15 protein-coding genes are annotated in these 15062 nt (G+C 68.3%); 8 read left to right on the forward strand and 7 right to left on the reverse strand.

Going from position 1 to position 15062, the window contains the following annotated elements; translation table 11 throughout:
* The first annotated feature begins 11 nt into the window (after window positions 1–11).
* Window positions 12–1409 carry a dihydrolipoyl dehydrogenase gene (lpdA, locus tag AC1RMY_RS15415; RefSeq protein WP_492865870.1) on the forward strand — a complete coding sequence of 466 codons (1398 nt, stop codon included), beginning with the start codon at window positions 12–14 and terminating at the stop codon, window positions 1407–1409.
* A 279-nt stretch (window positions 1410–1688) separates the two neighbouring features.
* Window positions 1689–2090, forward strand: a complete 402-nt coding sequence (locus AC1RMY_RS15420) for a DUF983 domain-containing protein (RefSeq protein ID WP_492865871.1) — start codon at window positions 1689–1691, stop codon at window positions 2088–2090.
* Window positions 2091–2151: 61 nt separating this feature from the next.
* Here AC1RMY_RS15420 and AC1RMY_RS15425 read toward each other — a convergent pair whose 3' ends face one another.
* Window positions 2152–3567, reverse strand: a complete 1416-nt coding sequence (locus AC1RMY_RS15425) for an aminotransferase-like domain-containing protein (protein ID WP_492865873.1) — start codon at window positions 3565–3567, stop codon at window positions 2152–2154.
* Window positions 3568–3622: 55 nt separating this feature from the next.
* Window positions 3623–4519 carry a LysR substrate-binding domain-containing protein gene (locus AC1RMY_RS15430; RefSeq protein ID WP_492865875.1) on the reverse strand — a complete coding sequence of 299 codons (897 nt, stop codon included), beginning with the start codon at window positions 4517–4519 and terminating at the stop codon, window positions 3623–3625.
* 145 nt (window positions 4520–4664) lie between these two features.
* Between AC1RMY_RS15430 and AC1RMY_RS15435 the strand changes: the two genes are divergently transcribed.
* Window positions 4665–5828 carry a mandelate racemase/muconate lactonizing enzyme family protein gene (locus AC1RMY_RS15435; RefSeq protein ID WP_492865876.1) on the forward strand — a complete coding sequence of 388 codons (1164 nt, stop codon included), beginning with the start codon at window positions 4665–4667 and terminating at the stop codon, window positions 5826–5828.
* Between the two features lie 8 nt (window positions 5829–5836).
* Here AC1RMY_RS15435 and AC1RMY_RS15440 read toward each other — a convergent pair whose 3' ends face one another.
* The 3 genes from AC1RMY_RS15440 to AC1RMY_RS15450 are packed head-to-tail and all read right to left on the reverse strand — an operon-like array spanning window position 5837 to window position 8818.
* Window positions 5837–6613 carry an ABC transporter ATP-binding protein gene (locus AC1RMY_RS15440; protein WP_492865878.1) on the reverse strand — a complete coding sequence of 259 codons (777 nt, stop codon included), beginning with the start codon at window positions 6611–6613 and terminating at the stop codon, window positions 5837–5839.
* The gene (locus AC1RMY_RS15445; protein ID WP_492865880.1) at window positions 6607–7671 is read right to left on the reverse strand and encodes a FecCD family ABC transporter permease; all 1065 of its coding nucleotides are present in this window, start codon (window positions 7669–7671) and stop codon (window positions 6607–6609) included. Before AC1RMY_RS15445 ends, AC1RMY_RS15440 begins: the two co-directional genes overlap by 7 nt.
* A 7-nt stretch (window positions 7672–7678) precedes the next feature.
* Complete coding sequence (locus tag AC1RMY_RS15450; RefSeq protein WP_492865993.1) at window positions 7679–8818, reverse strand: ABC transporter substrate-binding protein; 1140 nt, start codon at window positions 8816–8818, stop codon at window positions 7679–7681.
* Between the two features lie 202 nt (window positions 8819–9020).
* On the opposite strand from AC1RMY_RS15450, the gene AC1RMY_RS15455 reads away from it, so the two are divergent.
* Window positions 9021–9806, forward strand: coding sequence for a class I SAM-dependent methyltransferase (locus AC1RMY_RS15455; RefSeq protein ID WP_492865881.1), 786 nt, complete (start codon window positions 9021–9023; stop codon window positions 9804–9806).
* A 35-nt stretch (window positions 9807–9841) separates the two neighbouring features.
* Here the strand turns inward: AC1RMY_RS15455 and AC1RMY_RS15460 are convergent, their stop codons facing one another.
* On the reverse strand, window positions 9842–10069 hold the full coding sequence (locus AC1RMY_RS15460) for a DUF2798 domain-containing protein (protein WP_492865882.1): 228 nt from the start codon (window positions 10067–10069) through the stop codon (window positions 9842–9844).
* An 83-nt stretch (window positions 10070–10152) separates the two neighbouring features.
* The gene (locus AC1RMY_RS15465; RefSeq protein WP_492865884.1) at window positions 10153–10854 is read right to left on the reverse strand and encodes an SDR family oxidoreductase; all 702 of its coding nucleotides are present in this window, start codon (window positions 10852–10854) and stop codon (window positions 10153–10155) included.
* Window positions 10855–11171: 317 nt separating this feature from the next.
* Here AC1RMY_RS15465 and AC1RMY_RS15470 point away from each other — a divergent pair, with 317 nt between their 5' ends.
* The 4 genes from AC1RMY_RS15470 to AC1RMY_RS15485 all read left to right on the forward strand — a co-directional run bounded on the left by AC1RMY_RS15470 (window position 11172) and on the right by AC1RMY_RS15485 (window position 15060).
* Entirely contained in the window at window positions 11172–11765 is a 594-nt protein-coding gene (locus AC1RMY_RS15470) for a TetR/AcrR family transcriptional regulator (RefSeq protein WP_492865995.1), read from the forward strand.
* A 135-nt stretch (window positions 11766–11900) separates the two neighbouring features.
* A complete protein-coding gene (locus tag AC1RMY_RS15475) occupies window positions 11901–12839 on the forward strand; it encodes a hypothetical protein (protein WP_492865885.1) in 939 nt (312 codons plus the stop codon).
* A 26-nt stretch (window positions 12840–12865) separates the two neighbouring features.
* The gene (locus tag AC1RMY_RS15480; protein WP_492865887.1) at window positions 12866–14206 is read left to right on the forward strand and encodes an MFS transporter; all 1341 of its coding nucleotides are present in this window, start codon (window positions 12866–12868) and stop codon (window positions 14204–14206) included.
* 269 nt (window positions 14207–14475) lie between these two features.
* Window positions 14476–15060: an invasion associated locus B family protein gene (locus tag AC1RMY_RS15485; protein ID WP_492865888.1), complete on the forward strand. Its 585-nt coding sequence runs from the start codon at window positions 14476–14478 to the stop codon at window positions 15058–15060.
* Window positions 15061–15062: the final 2 nt, after the last annotated feature.

Below are 15062 nucleotides of genomic sequence, written 5' to 3' on the forward strand. Positions count from 1 at the left end.
GGAGCCGCATCATGACCGAGATCATCTGCAAGCTGCTCGTCATCGGCGCCGGGCCCGGCGGCTATGTCTGCGCCATCCGCGCCGGCCAGCTCGGCATCGACACCGTCATCGTGGAGAGTGGCAAGCTCGGCGGCACCTGCCTGAATGTCGGCTGCATCCCCTCGAAGGCGATGATCCATGTTGCCGAGGAGTTCGAGAAGGCGGCCCACGCCGCTGCCGGCAAGACGCCGTTCGGGCTGACGGCGGGCGCGCCCGCGCTCGATTTCGGCAAGGCCGTTGCCTGGAAGGACGGAATCGTCGCGCGCCTCAACAACGGCGTCGCGGCGCTGTTGCGCAAGGCCAAGGTCAAGATCGTCCATGGCCGCGCCCGTTTCCGCGACGGCAAGACCGTGGTGGTCGAGACCGAGACCGGCCCGAAGGTGATCCGCGCCGAGAAGATCGTCATCGCCACCGGCTCCGTGCCGGTCGAATTGCACTTCCTGCCCTTCGGCGGCCCGGTGATCTCCTCGACGGAAGCGCTCGCGCTCGCCGAGGTGCCGAAGAAGCTCGCCGTCGTCGGCGGCGGCTATATCGGGCTCGAACTGGGCATCGCCTTCGCCAAGCTCGGCAGCCAGGTCACGGTCGTCGAGGCGCTGGAGCGCATTCTGCCGCTCTATGACGCCGATCTCACCGCCCCGGTCGCCAAGAAGCTGACCTCGCTCGGCGTCGAGGTGCTGCTTGGCGCCAAGGCCCGCGGCCTCGCTCCCAAGGGCGATGCGCTGCTGGTCGAGACGGCGGATGGCCAGGAGCGACGCATCTCCGCCGACAGGATCCTCGTCACCGTCGGCCGTGCGCCTGCGACCGCAGGCCTCGGCCTGGAGGAACTCGTGCTCGATATGGACGGCCGCTTCATCCGCATCGGCGAGCAATGCGAGACCTCGATGCGCGGCATCTACGCGATCGGCGACGTCACCGGCGAGCCGATGCTGGCGCATCGCGCCATGGCGCAGGGCGAGATGGTCGCTGAGATCGTGGCCGGCCAGCCCCGCGCCTGGGACAAGCGCGGTATCCCGGCGATCTGCTTCACCGATCCCGAGATCGTCTCGGTCGGCCTGTCTCCGGACGAGGCGAAGCGCGCCGGACATGAGGTCAGGATCGGCCAGTTCCCCTTCGCCGCCAATGGCCGCGCCATGACCCGCGACGGCGAGCAGGGCTTCGTGCGCATCGTCGCGCAGGCGCAGACGCAGCTCGTGCTCGGCATCCAGGCAGTCGGCGCCGGCATCTCCGAGCTCTCGACCGCCTTTGGCCTCGCGATCGAGATGGGCGCGACGCTGGAGGATGTCGCGGGCACGATCCACGCCCATCCCACCCAGGGCGAGGGCTTCCAGGAGGCGGTCCTCAAGGCGCTTGGCCACGCCATCCACATCTGACGGTCCGGGCCGGGCGGCTCATCATACCGGCCTGTCGTGCTCGCAACCGCGCCGTCATCCCGGCCGCAGCGAAGCGGAGCGCCGGGATCCCCCGTAGGGAACGGCGCTCTACGATGGATCCCGGAGCGGCGCGGCTTCGCCGCTTGTCCGGGATGACGCGGGCGGTTCCGCGTATGATTCGGTATGGCCTCATGTCGCATGCATACAATATTGACATTGTATGCTTCCGCCCCCATGTGAAGGCGGCGCCGGGATGCGGCGCGCTTTCGGGAGAGTGTCATGTCCGGCGAGCAATGGCCGCCTCTGTCACCGCTCAAGACGGGCCTGCGCGGCCGCTGTCCGCGCTGCGGCGAAGGGCGCCTGTTCGACGGCTTCCTCAAGCTGCGTCCGTCCTGCGAGGCCTGCGGGCTGGACTATTCCTTCGCCGACCCGGCGGATGGTCCGGCCTTCTTCGTGATGATGTTCGTCTGCGTTCCCGCGGCGGCCTTCCCGCTTTGGCTCGAACTCGCCTACAACCCGCCGACCTGGGTGCACCTCGTCACCACGCTGCCGCTGATCCTGCTCACCTGCATCCCGCCCTTGCAGCCGCTCAAGGGCTGGCTCGTTGCCGCGCAGTTTTTCCACAAGGCCGAGGAGGGGCGGCTCGCCAGGCCAGTCGTCCGCGAAAAGCAGCAGGGCTGAAGCACCCCGTCATTGCGAGCACAGCGAAGCTGTCGCTCCTCGCAATGGCGGAAACCAGCCCTCAGACCACCGCGTGGCTCGCCTCGCGCTCGTGGTCGATGATCGTCGCGAGCGTCTTCAGGGCCTCGCCGAGACGCGCCCGGTCCGGCACGCCGCCGAGCGAAATCCTGACGGCATCGGGCGCCCGCCCTTCGACGTTGAACGCATCCGAAGGCGTCACCCCCAGCCCCTCCCGCCGTGCCGCCTCGATCAGGCGGTGACGATCCCAATGCGCCGGCAGCTTCTGCCAGATATGCAGCCCGTTCGGATGGCTCCGCCCCGACGGCGGCAGGATACGGCGGGCCAGTGCCTGCCGTGCCGCGGCCTCCCGGCGCACGCCGTCGAGCAGGTCGCCTGCGGCGCCGACCCTGATCCAGTGCGTCGCCAGCGCGGTCATCAGCGGCGCCGGCATCAATGCGATCGCGCGCAGGGCCTGAACCAGAGCGTCCGGGCTCGCTCCCTCCGGAATGGCGACGAAGGCCGTGCGCAGCCCCGGCGTCAGCGTCTTCGACAGCGTCGCGACGTGATAGGTCCGCTCCGGCGCCATGACGGCGATGGCGGCGGGAGCCTCCGGCGCGAGCAGGCTGTAGGGGTCGTCCTCGATGATCGTCACGTCACGCGCGCGCGCGGCCGAGACGATCTCGTGGCGGCGCTGTTCCGGCATGGTGATGGCGGTCGGGTTCTGAATCGTCGGCGTCAGGCAGAGCAGCCGCGCACCATGCGTGCGGATCGTCGCCTCGAGTGCATCGGGGCGCGGCCCGTCTTCGTCGCTGGCGACGGGCACAGGCCGGAGGCCCCTCTGTCGCGCGGCGGCCAAGAGTCCCGGATAAGTCAGCGGCTCGCACAGCAGCACTTCGCCCGGGCGCGCGAGCGTGGTCAGCAGGGCGAGCAGGGCGGGCTGCGCGCCGGGCGCGACGATCATGCGCTGCGGCTCGATCCGCCCCAGCACCGGCTCGAGCCAGGCGCAGCCCGCCGCGCGGTCGGAGAGCGAGCCCGGGCCGACATGATAGGTCATCAAGAGATCGGCGCTGGAGCGCGCCAGAACCTCGGCGATTCCCCGCTGCATCAGTTCGGACAGGCGCACGCCCTTGGGCGCCGGCGGGATGTTCATGCTGAGATCGACCGGCGGCCCCGAGGGCTCGGGCCGCGCGGCGATGAAGGAACCGCGTCCGGTCACGGCGTCGAGCAATTGCCGCTGGCGCGCTTCGTCATAGGCGCGCGTCACCGTGGTCAGGTCGACATCGAGCAGGTCGGCCAGCCTTCGCTGCGGCGGCAGCCGGTCGCCGGGCCGCAGCGCGCCGGTCACGACGGCCTGCGTGATGTGGTCGGCGATCTGGAGATAGCGCGGGCCGGCGGCGGGATCGAGGCGCCCCATCCAGCGCGCGATGGACTTGTCCTGCGCCATGTCGAGAAGAGCTCCGCCGAACGCGCCATACATTCCGGTATATTGTCCGGATCGGCAAGGCAGGCAAGCGCCGGCGGCCTCGCTCGGCCTAGGCCGCCGCGACGTAGTCGCGCAGGCTTTGCACGAGCAGTTGCGCCGGCAGGCTGACGCCGCCTGGCCGTGCGCAGATGACGAATTGCCGCTTCGCCCAGTCATTGCTGAGCGGGATGACCCGCAGGCCCAGTGCCTCGCGGATCGGCTCGGCCTCCTCGCGCGGCACGATCGCGAGCGCCAGGCGCGCCGCGACGATGCGATAGGCGGCATCGACCGTCGAGACCTGGATGCGATAGCGCATCTGCTTGCCCGCGGCGGCTGCGGCATTGCGCTGCGTCGTCTTCATGATGCTGCGGGCGACGATGTCGACATGCTCGTGGTCGATCGTGTCCTCGAAGGCGATGGTCTCGCCGCCGGCTAACGGATGCTCGGGATGCACCACGACAGCGAGATGGTCGCGATGGTAGGGGAAGGTCTGGAGAGCGCCAAATTCGACCGCGTCCCAGCAGACGCCGATATCGGCCCGGCCCTCCTCGACGCCGCGCACCACCTCCCAGATCTCGCGCTCCTCCAGGCTGACGCGGACGTCGCGGTAGCGCTGGGCGAACAGGCCGACATCGCGGGGCAGCATCTGCGCCACAGCCGATTTGCTGCCGAAGACGCGCACATGCCCCTGCACGCCCTCGGCGAAGACGCCGAGTTCCGCCCGCATCCGGTCGAGCAGGTCGAGCATGTCGCGCGCATAGCGGCAGAGCGTCTCGCCGGCCGGTGTCAGCGAAACGCCGCGCCGCCCGCGCTCGAGCAGGGCGACGCCTGCCTCGTCTTCCATCTGGCTGATCCGCTTGCTCACGGCCGAGGGCACGATCGCCTCGCGCCTCGCCGCGGCCGCGATGTTGCGCTCCTCGCAGACGGCGATGAACAGCCGCAGCGAGACCGGATCGAAGCTGCGCATGGACATTATCCCAGAGGGCGGCAGGCATCTCAGATTGGGATGCCTGCCGTGAAAAACGACCATTCCTGCGATGACTGACAAGGCGCCCGCCATTCTTATGATCCGGCCGACCGCAGATCCATAAGCGCAAGGAAACGCTCTTCACATGCGTATCGTCGACATCCGGGAGCGCACGGCTCCGATCGCCTCGCCCATCGCCAATGCCTTCATCGACTTCTCGAAGATGACGCTCAGCCTCGTCGCGGTCGTCACCGACGTCGTCCGCGACGGCAAACCGGTGATCGGCTACGGTTTCAATTCGAATGGCCGCTACGGCCAGGGCGGTTTGATCCGCGAGCGTTTCGCCCCGCGCGTGCTGCAGGCCGCGCCCGAAAGCCTGCTCGATGCCGAGGGCGCCAACATCGACCCCGCGAAAGTCTGGGCCGCGATGTTCACCAACGAGAAGCCGGGCGGCCATGGCGAGCGCTCCGTCGCCATGGGCACGATCGACATGGCGGTCTGGGACGCCGTCGCCAAGATCGCCGGCAAGCCGCTCTTCCGGATGCTGGCCGAGCGCTATGGCACACAGGCCGACCCTAAGGTCTTCGTCTATGCCGCCGGCGGCTATTACTATCCCGGCAAGGGGCTGGAAGGCCTCGCGGCCGAAATGCAGGGCTATCTCGACCGCGGCCACACCGTGGTGAAGATGAAGATCGGCGGCGCCCCGCTCGCCGACGACTGCGAGCGCATCGAGACGGTGTTGAAACTGCTGCCGGCCGGTTGCAAGCTCGCCGTCGACGCCAATGGCCGCTTCGACCTGGAGACCGCGATCGCCTATGCCAAGGCGCTGCGGCAATACGATCTGTTCTGGTACGAGGAGGCGGGCGACCCTCTCGACTACGACCTCCAGGCCAGGCTCGCCGAGCATTATCCCGGCCCGATGGCGACCGGCGAGAACCTGTTCTCGATGCAGGATGCCCGCAACCTGATCCGCTATGGCGGCATGCGGCCGGATCGCGACTGGCTGCAATTCGACTGCGCGCTCAGCTACGGCCTCGTCGAATACCTCCGCACGCTCGAGATGCTGAAGCAGAACGGCTGGTCATGGCGCCGCTGCATTCCCCATGGCGGCCACCAGATGTCGCTGAACATCGCGGCAGGGCTCGGGCTGGGCGGCAACGAATCCTATCCGGATCTGTTCCAGCCCTATGGCGGCTTCCCGGATGGCGTGCGCGTCGAGGCCGGCCATATCGTCATGCCCGATCTGCCGGGCATCGGCTTCGAGGGCAAGGCGGACCTGATCAAGGAAATGCGCAGCCTGGCGGCCTGAGCGGCGGCTCAGACGACCTGCCGGCTCGACCCTTCGACGAGGACGAAAGGCTCCCCGCCCGCCAACGTCTCGACGCGGGCGTGGACGCCATAGACCTCGTCGAGCAGGGCCGGCGTCACGATCGCGCGCGGGTCGCCGAGAGCGACGAGGCGCGCATGCGCCAGCACCATCACCCGGTCGGCGAAGCGCAGCGCCTGGTTGAGATCGTGGATCGAGATCAGCACGAGCATGCCGCGCTCGCGCGCCAGCCGGCGCACGAGGCTGAGCACCTCGAACTGGCGGTGCAGGTCGAGCGCGCTGGTCGGCTCGTCAAGCAGCAGGATGTCCGGCTCGCGCGCCAGCGTCTGCGCGATCGAGACGAGCTGGCGCTGCCCGCCCGAGAGCTCGCCGAGGCCGCGGAAGGCGAGATCCTCGATTTCAAGGTCGCGCAGCACCTTGTCGATGCGGTGGAGCTCGTCGTCGCTGACCGACCAGGAGCCACCCTGCTTGAGCGCGAGCAGGATCGACTCGTAGACCGTGAGCACGGCATTCACGGCCGTGTCCTGCGGCAGGTAGCAGCAGCGTGGAGCGGTCCGCCCGGCCATCCGGCTTTCGCCGCTCACCGTGACCTCGCCGTCGCCCGAGGCCAGCCCGGCGATTCGGCGGAACAGGCTCGACTTGCCGGCCGCGTTAGCACCGATCACGGCCACGACCTCGCCGCCGCGAAGCTCCGCGGCATTGACGTCCTGCAGCACGCGCCGCCTGCCATAGGCGACGCCGACGCCGACGAGCGAGAGCCTCACCATGAGCGCTTCCGGCTGGTCATGATCAGGCTGAAGAAGAACGGCACGCCGATCAGCGCCGTGACAATGCTGATCGGGAAGATCAGGCCCGGGATCAGCGATTTCGACACGACGGACGAGGCGGAGAGGATCGCCGCCCCCGCCAGCGCCGAGGCTGGCACGAAGAAGCGCTGGTCCTCGCCGATCACCATGCGGGCGATATGCGGGCCGACGAGGCCGATGAAGCCGATCGTGCCGACAAAGGACACCGGAACGGCGGCGAGCAGCGAGACCAGCAGCATGATCTCGAGCCGCAGCCGCTTGACGTTGATGCCGAAGCTCGCGGCCTTGTCGTCGCCCAGCCGCAGCGTCGTCAGCGCCCAGGCGCGGCGCAGGAAGAAGGGCAGGGTGAAGGCGAGAACGGCCGTGGTGATCGCGAGCTTCTGCCAGCTCGCTTTGGTCAGCGAGCCCATCGTCCAGAACACGACGGCGCCCAGCGCCTGTTCGGAGGCGAAGAACTGCAGCAGCGCCAGCAGGGCGTTGAAGGTGAAGACCAGCGCGATGCCGAGCAGGATCACGGTCTCGGTGGTGACGCCGCGCGATTGGCTGAGCAGGTGGATCAGCATGGCGGCGCCCATCGCCACGACGAAGGCGTTGATCGGCACGATGTAGTCGGCCGCGACCGGCAGCAGGCCGACGCCGAAGACCAGCGCCAGCGCCGCCCCGAAGCTCGCCGCCGCCGAGATGCCGAGCGTGAAGGGGCTGGCGAGCGGGTTGCTCAGGATCGTCTGCATCTGCGCGCCGGCCACCGCCAGCGAAGCGCCGGTGACGACCGCCATCAGCGCCACGGGCAAGCGGATGTCCCAGATCACGACGCGCAGCGCCGCCGGCGCCTCGGACGGGTTGAGGAGCGTCCGCAGCACCTGCTCGACATCGTAGCGTGCCGGGCCCAGCATCATGTCGACGACGAGGCTCGCCAGCAGCAGGCCGAGCATGCCGAGCAGGATCAGCCGCCGCCGCAGCGTCAGCGAGCGATAGGCCTGCCGGCCTGGCAGGGCCTCGCGTGCGACGGTAGCGGTCATCGCCGGCTCACTTGCTCTTCTCGACCGTGACCCAGTAGCCCGGCTCGTAGGGCAGGGGCAGGAAGCGCTCATGCAGAGCCTTCAGCGTCGCGTCGGCGTCGAGATCCGCGAACAGCTCCGGATGCAGCCATTTCGCGATCTCCTGGATCGCCACGAACTGATAGGGGCTGTTGTAGAACTGGTGCCAGATCGCATGGACGCGGCCGTTCTTGACCGCCTGCGTCTGGCTGAAGGCCGGCCGCGCGGCGAGCCGCACAAGCTTGCGGCGCGCCTCCGTCATGTCGCTGCCCGGCCCGAGCCCGACCCAGGCGCCGCCTGGGACATAGGCGCCCCAGTTGCCGCCGGTGACGATCACGACATCGGGGTTGGCGGCGACGATGGCTTCGGCGTTGACCGTGCCGAAGGTGCCGGGGATCAGGTCGGAGGCGAAGTTCTTGCCACCGGCGATATCGACCATCTTGCCGAAATTCTCGTTGCCGAAGGACATGCAGCAATCGTCGGAATAGCCGGCGGCGCGCTCGAGCATGACGAGCGGGCGCTTGAGGTTCGGGACCTTGGCGAGCTTATCGGTGACGCGGGCGATCTCGGCGGCGCGGAAGGAGATGAAGTCCTCGGCGAGCTTCTCCTTGCCGAAGAGCTTGCCGATCAGCCGCATCGACGGCTCAGTGTTCTGGAAGGGCTTCTCGCGGAAATCGACATAGACGACGGGGATGCCGACCGCCGCGAGCTTGTCGACCAGGCTCGCCTCGTCGCTGGCGACCTTCGCCTCGACATTGAGAAAGAGGACGTCGGGCTTCAGCGCGATCGCCTGCTCGATGTCGAAGGCGCCTTCCTTCATGCCGCCGAAGCTTGGCAGCTTGGCGATCTGCGGATAGCGCGCGAGATACTGCTTGTAGCTGTCGGGATCGGCCTTGGGCAGGTCGTCGCGCCAGCCGACGACGCGCTTGAACGGGTCGTCTTTGTCGAGGGCGGCGACGAAGTACATCTGCCGGCCTTCGCCGAGGATGACGCGCTGGACCGGCGCCTCGACTTCGACCTTGCGGCCGAGCACGTCGGTGACGGAGACCTTGTCGGCGAAAGCGGGAGAGGCCGCGGCGAGGAGCGAGGCGGCGAGCAGGGCGGTGCCGAGAACGGCGCGCAGGATCATCATGGGGAAGACCTCCGGACGAAGTCGCTGGCTCGTAGGTCCGGCTCCGGAGGCGGTCAACAACTATGTTTTAGAATTATTGCAAACAAAACAATGGGATGGGTCGCGATCTCATGCGCCGGAAGTCCGCTTTCCACTTGCTTTCCACCCGGATTCCGTGGTTGTCGAAGCCGCATAGCTCCAACGGCAGTGCCATCCCGCCATGATCACCCTGCATCACAATCTCAGCCTCAAGGACGAGATCCGCGACTTCTGGTCGATGCGCTCGGAAACCTTCGACACCCAGCCCGGACACGAGATCTTCTCCCCCGAAGAGCGGCAGGCCTGGCTCGCGCTGTTCGCGCGCCATCTCGGTCCGGCCACGCCAGGAGCCAGGGCGCTCGACCTCGCCAGCGGCACCGGCGTGATCTCGCTCCTGCTGGCCGAACTCGGCTATGGCGTCACAGGGCTTGACCTCTCGGAGGCGATGCTCGCCCGCGCTCGCGCCAAGACGGTGGGCAAGCCGATCAAGCTCTATGCCGGAGATGCCGAGGATACGCTGGAGGCGTCGGGCAGCTACGACGTCGTCGCCACGCGCCATCTCGTCTGGACATTGCCCGACCCGCCGGCTGCCTTCCGCGAATGGAATCGCGTGCTGAAGCCGGGGGGCCGCGTCGCCATCGTCGACGTCGATATGACCAATCCGCGCCCCGGCAACGGCCGGGCGCTGCGCCTGCTGGCGCGCTTCGTCAAGCGCCTCTCCACGCCGAAGCCGCCGGCGCCGTATCTGGCGACGCATGAGGACATCGTCTCGCGCGTGTATTTCTCGAAAGGCTGCCGGCCGGAGGAGATCGCGCGGCTGCTCAGCGAAGCCGGCTTCGTCGATGTCGTGATCGACCGCAATCTCGGCGCGATCCATCGCGCGCAGGGGCGCTTCATGCCGCTCTACCAGCGGCTCGAGCGCGCCAGCCAGGACCGCTTCATCGTCTCGGCCCGCAAGCAGGGCTGAATCGAACTGCCCCGGCACTGCCCCGGGGCAGTTTTCTATTCGCCCGTCATGGCTTCGACGGCCCGCCGGATGAATGGCGCTGCGAAGACGACGACTGGCAGCATCATCCCCCAGGACAGCAGCCAGGACGACGCCCAGCGCAGCAGCGAGGCGCTTGCGTCCGGGCCGGCCAGAACGGCCACGCCCGTCGCGACGGCCGAAGTCAGCCCGGCCTGGATGACGCCGAAGGCGATATGGGAAAAGCGGCGAGGTATCGTAGCCATCGATTGCGCTCCGGTTTGCGCCCGCCCGGCACAAGCTAATGCCGTGCCAAGCCGGCCACCGGTCTTCGCAACCGGCCCGCAGGTCAGATCGAGCGGGTGATGCCGCCGTCGACCCGGATGTTCTGCCCGGTGATGTATCCGGCATCGGCCGACAGCAGGAAGGCGATCGTCCCGGCGATCTCCTCGCTCGTGCCGTAGCGCTGCATCGGCACGCGCTGGCGGCGCTCGTCGGTCGCCGGCAGGCTGTCGATCCAGCCCGGCTGGACATTGTTCATGCGGATGTTGTCGGGCGCATATGTGTCGACGAAGATCTTGGTGAAGGCGGCAAGGCCGGCCCGCGCCATCGCCGAGGTCGGGAACATCGCGTCGGGCTCGAAGGCCCAGGCGGTCGAGATGTTGACGATCGCGCCCGACTTCTGCGCCTGCATGATCGGCGTCACCAGCCGGATCGTGCGCACGGCGCTCAGGAAATAGACCTCGAGGCCGCGATGCCAGTCCTCGTCGGTGATGTCGAGAATCGGCGCCCTTGGGCCATGACCGGCGCTGTTGACGAGCGCATCGACCCGGCCCCAGCGCTCGACCGTCAGGTCGACGAGGCGCTTCACGTCGTTCTGCACGAGATTGGAGCCGGTGACTCCGAGGCCGCCGAGTTCCTGGGCCAGCGCCTCGCCCTTGCCCGAGGAGGACAGGATCGCGACATGGTAGCCGTCTTTGGCGAGGCGGCGCGCCGTCGCCGCGCCCATGCCGCTGCCGCCGGCGGTGACGATCGCTACTTTCTGGGACATGTCGTGCTCCTTGGGCCATCGATATGAACCCGTTCTAGGAGCTGTCGCGGTGCAGTGAAACCACCTCGCCGCGCATCCGTGATGCGCATCTGGCCACTGCGTCGGCTGGCGGGCCGGGATGGCCGGCCGCCCGGCACTTGGCATGTCCGGTGCGTCGCTCTGGAGCCGGCTGGCTTGCCATCCGGGCGTGCTTTCCGTGAGTATCGCGCTTGGCAGGATTGCTTTTCCCGGAAGAGGCGGGGCAAGAACGCGAGGCCGCATCGTCGCCGCGGCCGCGATCGCCGCGCCGATGGTCCGGCGGGCACCCGGAAGGTCAGATGGTCACACGCGCAGAGCTCGTATCGCGGTTGGAGCGGGCGTTCCTGGACCATGGCTATGAGCAGCTGACCATGACCGGCCTCGCCACGGCCGTCGATGTCACCCGGCGGACGCTGTACAATTATTTCAGCGGCAAGGAGGACGCCTTTCGCTTCCTGATCGAGAGCGTCAATGCGCAAGCGGTCGAGGCGGGCATGGCCGCCGGCCGCGTGGCGCTGGCCGAGGGGCGCGACGCGGTCGAGATCCTCGCGACCATTCTCGACACCCGCTATGGCAACAACCGCCGCAGGCTCGCGACATCGCCTCACGCCATCGAGATCAACGACCAGGCCTTCCGGCGCTGCAGGGACCTGATGGTCGCGTCCGCAGTCGCGTTCCAGTCCGAGCTGGCGGGCTTCATTGTGGAGCTGGAGCAAGCGGGCATCCTGCGCGTGAAGGATAGCTCAAGCCCCGACCGTCTGGCGCAACTGCTGGCGGACGGGGCGCGCGGCACCAATCAGAGCCTGCCGCCGATCGCGCCGGACATGCTCCACCAACGCTATCGCGACATGGTCGATGCGCTGCTGCACGGCACGGTGCACAGCGTCGCGTAATGCGGCGGGCGCCGCTGGCGAAATGGTGAGGGCCGGTTGCGATTCACATATTGCACAATAATGTGCAATATGATCCCAAAATAGCCAAAACGCGCCCGCTAGAACGGCGGCCTGGCGCAGGGCTGTGGGGATCGGATGCAGAGACTCGACTCGAAGATCGAACGTTTGCTCGCGCATCCGCAGTTCGATCACGTCGCCCATCGTCTGGCAGGGGGCTTCCAGGCTGTTCAGGCGGCTGCGCCGCGGCTCGCCTCGCAGTTCTCGACCCAGCAGCGCTGGCTCATGTCGCATGCGGCGCTGTCCGACTATTTCCGGGGGCGACAGGCCGGGCGGATGGGGATCTCGCGTCGCGAATTCACCGACAAAGCGGTCGCGCATGCGCTCGCAAGCCGGAACACTGCCGCCGCCTTCTTCGACGAGGCGCTCCACTACGGCATCATCCAGGCGCGCAAGCCTCTGGCCGGCGGCACGACGCTCCTTGCGGAGCCCGCACCCTCGACCTTGTGGGCGTTGGGCGAATGGTACAGCCTGCATCTGGCGGCACTCGATTCCCTTGACGGTGGCGCCAGATCGGCGCGTTTGCGGGAAGCCGACGCGTCCCTACTGATGCTCATGGAGCCGTCCGTTGCCGAAGGCCTGCTGTCCTGTCGCATCATCCGCACGCCGGCGCCGATCTACGCCGTGTTCGCCTCGGTCGATGAAGGCGGCAGCCTGATGGATCGCCTCATCGCAGGTCTGGATATGGCGCAGGCGCAGCATCAGGAGAGGGCGGTCACCGACGTGACCTCGGTCTCGTCGCTCGCCCGCCCGCTGAGCCTCTCCTGGACCCATGCCGGCCGGACGCTGGCGGCGGCGGTGGCGATCGGCTGCCTCGGCTGGAGCGGAGCGCCGGGGCGCTCGCCGATCTGGCTGTCGCGAGGCTTCCGGGCGGAATATGCGCGGGTCCAGGCCGTCAAGCTCGCCATCATCGGCGATGCCTTCGACGAGGCGATCGGCATCGCCGAGCCGGATCTTCCGGCCATCATTGTCGCTGCGGGCGGCGGCAGCAAAGCCTGGGACATGCCGGCGTGCTGAGAAGCGAAGGGGGCGAAGCGCCCCGGATGGCGGCCCGATCGGAGAAGAGCGTCGCCGAACGTCTCGACGCGCTCCCCTTCTGCGGGCTGCGGCTTGGGATCTTTGCCGTCGCGACGCTCGCGCTCTTTGCCGACATCGCGGAGGTGGCCCTGGGCAATGCGCTGGGCGCGGTGTTTCAGGCGCCGCCGCGCAGCATGACGCAGACCGAGCTGTCGCTCTTCCTGGCGGCGATCTTCGCCGGTGGCGCGGTCGGCGCTCCCATCTTCGGCACGCTCGGAGACAGGCTCGGCCGCCGCCTGGCGTTGCAGGGCGCGCTCGTGATGGTGGCCGCCGGATCGCTCGGCGCGGCGGCGAGCGGCGACGCGGCGACACTGATCGGCTTCCGCTTCCTGTCGGGTCTGGGCATCGGAGCATGCCCGCCGCTGATCGCAGCCTATCTCGCCGATGTCATGCCGCCACGCTGGCGCGGAACCACGGTCTGCCTGTGCGCCGGGCTCGCCTTTCTGGGCGCGCCGGCCATCATCTTCCTGATGCGCGCGACATCGCCGTCCGCTTTTGGTCTTGAGGGGTGGCGCTGGGCGCTCGGTTCCGGTGCTGTGCTCGCATTACTCGCAGCGACGCTGCTGGCTCTGCTGCCGGAATCCCCGCGCTGGCTGGCAGCCACCGGTCGCCTCGCGGAGGCCGAAACGGCACTGTTGCGCTTCGGCCGGCGCGGCGCCGGTCGGGTCGGAGCGCCGGCTTCCGCCGCGGCCGTGGTTGGGCAGATGCGGGAGGCGGCGACGCATCGCGGCACGCCCGGTGCCGGCGTTTCCTTGCTCTTCCTCTGCAGCCTCTACGCGCTGGCGCCCTGGGCGACGATCGGCTTTCCGCTGATGAGCGGCGCCGTAATGGTCGCCAAGCGCTTCAGCATCGGCGATTCGGTGGTGGCGGCGGGGCTGATCATGTTCGGGCCGGTGATCGGCAACCTGCTCGTTGCGCCGGTGATCGACCGGGTCGGGCGCAGGGCCTGCCTGATTACCGCAGCCCTCGCGATGGCCGTTCTAGGGCTCGCCTTCGCGGCAGCCACGGAGTTTGCGCCGCTGGTCGGCATCGGCATCGCCTTCGCCTTCTGCAGCGCCATCTATGCCAGCGTTCTCGGCGTCTACGCTGCGGAGATCGTGCCGACCGGATTGCGGGCGTCGCGCACCTCGATCGCCTGGGGGCTGGGCCGTCTGGTCTCGGTCTTCGTTCCCCTGGTCTTCTTCGCGCTCATGCATCACCTCGGCGTCTGGGCGATGTTCGGGCTGATAGCGGCCGCCCTGAGCCTCAGCGCCCTTCTGGTCGCGGTGGCAGGACCGCAGGGCCGGTCGCGACTGGCGGTAGCCTGACGGGATACCGGCCGGCGCGTTCACCTTCTTGTAGATCAATCCTTAATTCATGTGACCATTTTTGATTCTCGTATTGCGCAGATTAGAGCATTCTGAGAAATCTTGCGCGTTCATCCGAACGGGGTAGCCCGTTTCGAATCACGCCGTCATGCGTCCCGAAGGCACCTTCCGAGCGATCGGCAGGGCGGCGTTCGGAGGCGGTGCCGGCGCCGGGATGAGCGGCCGCAGCGCTCCCGGGAGCGATCCGGCCTGGATCGGGGTGGAGCGAGATGGCATTGCGCAAGAAGATTGGTCTGGCTTCGCTGGGCATGTTGCTGATGTTGGCCAATGGCCCGGCTGCTGCGCAGACGGCGGCGCCGAAGCCTGTCGCGCCGGCCGCCCAACCGGTCTCGGCGGAACCCAGCAGCACGACAGCCAGCTTCGGCGACTGGACGCTGCGTTGCCATCGCGCCGGTGACGCCGCCAAGTCTGGCCGCATCTGTGAGGTCGCGCAGGTTCTGCAGGCGCAGGGGCAGCAGGCGCCGATCGCTCAGGTCGCGCTCGGCCGCCTCGCCGCTGGCGAGCCGTTGCGCGTGACGGCGGTGATGCCGGTCAGCGTCTCCTTCCCGAGCAGCGTCCAGATCGTGATGGGCGACAAGGACGCCAAGCCGCTCGATCTGCCGTGGCGGCGCTGCATTCCCAGCGGCTGCTTCGCCGACGCCGCGCCGAGCGAGGACATCATCCGGCAATGGCGCAAGGCGAGCGAGCAGGGCCGCATCGTCTTCAGGGATGCTGCGGGCCGCGAACTCGCGCTTCCCCTTTCGGCCCGCGGCCTCGACCAGGCCGTCGAGGCGCTCGCCAAGGAGCGGTTGTAAGC

Source organism: Allobosea sp. GW822-FHT03F07 (assembly GCF_058801345.1).